The 5,249-nt window shown below is 67.6% G+C and carries 5 protein-coding genes; all 5 read left to right on the forward strand.

Annotated features, from left to right (window positions below):
• Positions 1 to 1,109, forward strand: a 1,109-nt coding sequence (mycP, locus tag VET27_RS20775) for a type VII secretion-associated serine protease mycosin (RefSeq protein WP_526521508.1), incomplete at its 5' end; no start/stop codon positions are given.
• Positions 1,106 to 2,503 carry a type VII secretion protein EccE gene (eccE, locus tag VET27_RS20780; protein ID WP_526521509.1) on the forward strand — a complete coding sequence of 466 codons (1,398 nt, stop codon included), beginning with the start codon at positions 1,106 to 1,108 and terminating at the stop codon, positions 2,501 to 2,503. The genes mycP and eccE, both read left to right, overlap by 4 nt.
• Positions 2,504 to 2,554: 51 nt before the next feature.
• The gene (locus VET27_RS20785) at positions 2,555 to 4,105 is read left to right on the forward strand and encodes a PPE domain-containing protein (RefSeq protein WP_526521510.1); all 1,551 of its coding nucleotides are present in this window, start codon (positions 2,555 to 2,557) and stop codon (positions 4,103 to 4,105) included.
• On the forward strand, positions 4,102 to 4,443 hold the full coding sequence (locus VET27_RS20790) for a YbaB/EbfC family nucleoid-associated protein (protein WP_526521511.1): 342 nt from the start codon (positions 4,102 to 4,104) through the stop codon (positions 4,441 to 4,443). Before VET27_RS20785 ends, VET27_RS20790 begins: the two co-directional genes overlap by 4 nt.
• 254 nt (positions 4,444 to 4,697) lie before the next feature.
• Positions 4,698 to 4,940, forward strand: a complete 243-nt coding sequence (locus VET27_RS20795; protein WP_526521512.1) for a hypothetical protein — start codon at positions 4,698 to 4,700, stop codon at positions 4,938 to 4,940.
• The last annotated feature ends 309 nt before the right edge of the window (positions 4,941 to 5,249 follow it).

Raw genomic sequence — 5,249 nt, forward strand, 5'->3', positions numbered from 1 at the left:
TTGCAACCGGTGCCGGAGTAACTGTCGCCGTCATCGACACCGGGGTGAACGGCTCGCCGCGCGTCCCCGCCCTGCCCGGCGGCGACTTCGTCGACAAGGCCGGCGACGGCATGAACGACTGCGACTCCCACGGCACGCTCACCGCGTCGATCATCGCCGGGCGGCCCTCTCCGAGCGACGGCTTCATCGGCGTCGCACCCGACGCCCGACTGCTCTCGCTGCGGCAGACGTCGGACAACTATCAGCCGGTGGGTGCGCGAACCGACCCGAACGACCCCAACACCACCCAGACCGCGGGTTCGTTGCGCAGCCTGGCCCGCTCGATCGTGCACGCTGCCAACCTGGGCGCTCAGGTGATCAACATCAGTGAAGCCGCCTGCTACAAGATAACCCGACCGATCGACGAGAAGACTCTCGGCGCCGCAGTCGAATACGCGGTCAACGCCAAGGGCGCCGTCGTCATCGTCGCGGCGGGCAACACGGGACAGGACTGTACCCAGAACCCGGCTCCCGACGCGGCGACTCCCTCCGATCCGCGCGGCTGGAAGCAGGTGCAGACCATCGTCTCGCCTGCGTGGTACTCGCCGCTGGTGCTCACCGTCGGCGGCATCGGCGAGACCGGCCAGCCCAGCACCTTCTCCATGTCCGGGCCGTGGGTGGGCGCGGCCGCGCCCGCGGAGAACATCGTCGCGCTGGGTTACGACGGCAACCCCGTCAACGCGCTGCAGGGCCAGGACGGCCCGATCCCGATCAATGGAACCTCGTTCGCCGCTGCGTACGTCTCAGGTCTGGCCGCGATGCTCCGGCAGCGGTTCGCCGACCTGACGCCGGCGCAGATCATGTACCGAATCACAGCCACGGCAAGGCATCCCGGCGGTGGCGTCGACAACTACGTCGGCGCCGGGGTGATCGATCCCGTCGCCGCGTTGACGTGGGACGTCCCACCCGGGCCGAAGACGGTGTCGTACAAGGTGCAGCAGCTTCCGCCGCCCGTGTTCATCCCGCCGCCCGACCGCGGCCCCATCACGATGGTCGTCGTGACCGGGGTCAGCCTGGCGGTGGCCCTGGGCATCATCGCGCTCGCCCGGCGCGCGCTGAGGCGCCGATGAAGAAGCTGCTGTCGATCTTCGGACTCCGAATCACGACGGGCCACCTGCTCTGGGCAGCCGTCCTGATCCCGGCGTCCCTGGTGTTCTTCATCCGCATCGACCTGATGTGGCTGGCCATCTTGCTGGCCGTATTGATCGCCGTCGCAACGACACTCACCGTGCGTGGCCGACGCGCCACCGGCTGGATCGCGGCGGTCTTCTCCTGGCGGCGACGGCACCAGGTGGCCCCGGCGGCGCCGTCGGCACCGGCGGTCGGAGCGACCGTGATGCCGGGCGATCACGTCGCAGTTCGGTGGCAGGGCGAGTACCTGGTCGCCATCATCGAACTCGTCGCGCGCCCGTTCACGCCGACGGTCATCGTCTCGGGCGAGGCGTTCACCGACGACGTGTTGGACACCCAACTGGTCGAGAAGCTGATCTCCACGTACTGTCCCGATCTCGAGGCCGACGTCGTTTCGGCGGGGTATCGCGTCGGGAAGACGGCGCCATCGAGCCTCGTCGCGCTCTACGAGCAGGTCGTCGGCCCCTACCCGGCACCGGCCAACCGGCGGACCTGGATCGTGCTGCGCGCCAAGCCAGAGGAGACGCGCCGGTCGGCCCTCCGTCGCGAGGCAGGCGTCGCGGGGCTGGCGCGCTATCTGGTGGCATCGACGACGCGCATCGCAGATCATCTGGCCAGCACGGGCATCGACGCACGGTGCGGCCGCAGCTTCGACGACTTCGACCGGGCCACTGAGATCAGCTTCGAACGCGAAGCGTGGTCACTTATCAAGGGCCGCAGCGCGTTCACGGCCGCGTACACCGCGCCTGGCGGTCCGGACCTCTGGTGGTCGGCGCGCGCCGACCACACCATCACCCGCGTCCGTATCCGCCCCGGAACCGCCCCAACGACGACGGTCCTGCTGACGACCCTGGCGGTACCGTCGACTCCGCGCGGGTTCTCGTGCCTCTTCGGCGGTCAACGCGCCGCGCTGCACGGCGAGAGTCCGACCACCGATCGGCACTACGAGTTGCCGATCGGTTCGGCCGGCGTCCTCGTCGGCGAGACGGCCGATCGGTATCCGGTGTACATGCCGTTCGACGACGTCGACGTCAGCATCAACCTCGGCGACGCACGACTCTTCACGCAGTTCGTCATCCGCTCGGCCGCGGCCGGTGCGATCGTCACGCTCGGTCCGCAGTTCCGGGAGTTCGCCGGGTTCATCAACGCCCGCGTCGGGAACGTCGCCAAGATCGCCTGGCCGCACTCGACCACCTACCTGGGGCCGCATCCCGGTGTCGGCCGAGTCGTGTTGCGGCACAACTTCATCGACACGCCGCGCCATCGCCAGCTGCCGATCCGACTGATCAACCCGCGCGAGGAAAGTCGCTACCAGATGGCGCTGGAGCAATGAACCCGGATTCGGTACGCGCTGAATGCCCGCGCGTTGGAGTGAGGAGCTCTCGTGCCGGATGGTGAAGTGAAGGTCATCACGCAGGATCTGCGCACGAAAGCGCTGGAGATCAACAACATTCAGTTCAGCAATCCGATGAACAACGCGATCGTGATCCCGCCGGACCAGCTGACGCTCTCCAAGACCGCTGTCGACAACTTGACCCAGAACGCCAGCTTCCTCTATCGCAACCAGGACTACGGCGATCGCGAGGGCGACCGCCTGGCGGAGACGTTGCAGTCAGTGGCAGAAGCCTATGACCTCGTCGACGCGTCCGCCGCGGCGAACGTCAACGGCGCCTCCGAACCTCAGATGCCCAAGACCAACGCCATCCCCGCGCCGACGATGCCCGCCCCCATGGGAAGTCCCCTCGGAATGACGGCCGATGAGATCGGCGACGTCGAGGTGGCGCAGCAGAAGCTGTCGGCGGGTGATCATGGTGGTTCGCTACGCGAGGCGGCTGCGCAGTGGATGGCGAACGGGAACGCGATGCAGGCGTCGTCCCAACAGTTCAAGGTCAAGATCGAGAACTGGGAAGGCGAGGCCGCCGACCAGGCATACGCGAAGTTCGCCTCCTACGCCGAGTGGCTTTCGCAGCTCGGGGAATCGTGGCAGAAGCTGGCGGGCGAGGCGATGCGAATCTCGGACGCGCACGTCAAGGCGCTGCTCAATCACACCCCCGTCTATCAGAACTACGAGCTGCTGAAGAGTCAGATGATCGCAGCGATCGCCAACGGTGGCAGCGCAGCCCACACCCTGGGCCTGGAAATGGAGAAGCTGCAGCGGGAGTCCGATGAGATCATCGACGGCTACTCGAAAGAGGCTGCGCCGCAACGAGTGAACCCACCGATGCCACCGCCGAGCGGCGTTCCGACCGTACCCGTGACGGGGAATGGCAACCCGCACCAATCCGGTCCCGGCTCGAATCCTGAGACGGCCCCCGGAAGTGGCGGAGGGGGAGGTGGGCAGACGTCGTCGATGCCGCGGCCGAATGCGTCGCCGCTGACTGCGGACCAAGCCGCCGGCGGAGCGCCGCAGCGAGGTGAGTCTCCGGCTGGTGGCGGTTCGCCATCTGGTGGTGGCTCGCCACCGGGCGGTGGCGCGCCCTCCGGTGGCTCCCCGAGCGGGGGCCTACCAAGCCTGCCCGGCGGCGGACCCGAAGACATGCCCACCTTGCCCGACGACCCCAGCTTGCACCCGGCCGCAGCGGACGCGGGTGGTGGCGCAGGCGGCGGTTCCGGGGGCGGAGCGGGTGGCGGCCCGGGTTCGATGCCGTTGCAGCCCAACGTTGGTGGGGTGTCGGTGGGGCCGGGGCCAGCGGGGGTCGGCGGCGCGGGTGGCACCCCTGCGGCGGCAGGCGGACCCGGCGGCGCGATGGGCGGCGGAATGGGTGGCGGAATGGGTGGCGCCCACTGCGGTCAGGCCCAGGGCGGCAAGGAGAAGCGGCGAACGCCCGGGCTCTCGCCGGACGAGGATCTCTACGTCGAGGATCGTGAGTACACCGAAGAGGTCATCGGGGCTCGCAAGCGCAGAACCGTTCAGGATCCCAAGGATTCGAAGTGACCGAGGACATGCACCCGCAGGTGGCGGCCGTGCTGAAGCAGGCCCAACGTCTGCAGTCGTTGATGGACGAGCAGCTCGACAAGATGGCGGCCGAATCGTTCACCGCGACCGACGAGGCCGAGACGGTCGAGGTGACGTTGAACGGGCACCATTGGTTGACAGAGGTGTTCATCGAGGACGGACTGTTACGGCTCGGCGCCGACACCGTCGCGGCGAGAGTGAACGAAGCCCTCCAGAACGCGGGAGCAGATGCATCGGAGTCGATCGAGGCCGATCGGGAACGGATCGACTCCGTCGTCGCAGAGATCAAGTCGGAACTCAATGACGCCAACGACTAGCACCGGGAGCGGAAGAGCGATCGACCAGAGCCTGCCGCAGCGGGCCGCGTGAACGAGGCGTCGACTCGGCGGCCCCTGAAGTGGAGGGTTGGAGATTTGGGGCATTTTGGTGCACGGGTCAGCTGGATTTCGACTTACGGTGAAGACGTGTGGGTGTCGGCAGGTCGACGCGTCACTAGTGATCGTTATGGGGGTGCGCAACATGTACCGGGTAGTTGAGGGAACACGCGGATGAGCATGCCTCCTCAGGACGGGTGGTCGTCACCACAGCAGTGGGAGTCCACGCCCGCCGAACAGGGTCAGCCTTTCGGTCAGCCGTTCGACCCGACGGTGTCCAGCCCAAGCAGCAGCCACCGCCGCCCGGCTGGGAGCAGGGGACGTGGACGCACCACGGCGGGCCCACGCCATCGGAGGGCAACGGCCGCTGGCTCTTGGTCGGCATCGGGGTGTTCGTGGTCGTCATCATCGCCGCGGCCGTCGTCGTCTTGCTCGCATAGGCGCGCACGCATGAGGCGACGCCTAGCGACCGCGCCGGTACGGGCATTCCTCTTTAAGTAGTGCGCGGGACCCGACGATTCCTGTCCTAGGCTCATTGAGTACGTGCGTCGGTAAACTTCGGTGCGTGATTAGCGGATCTTGCGGGGGAGCGGGAATGCATTTGCCAGCCACAGGTGGGCGCGCATGAGCACACCTCCCCCAGATGGATGGCAACCACCGCAACAGCCTGGTCCGCCACCAAATCATGGTCAGCCGTCCGGCCAACCGGGATACAACCCTCAACAGCCACCCCCCGGCTGGCAGCAGGG

The sequence above is a fragment of the Mycobacterium sp. genome (assembly GCF_035633495.1).
Lineage (GTDB): Bacteria > Actinomycetota > Actinomycetes > Mycobacteriales > Mycobacteriaceae > Mycobacterium.

Coding starts and splice junctions, on each gene's coding strand:
- eccE (WP_526521509.1), top strand. CDS start 1,106: ATGAAGAAGCTGCTGTCGATCTTCGGACTCCGAATCACGACGGGCCAC.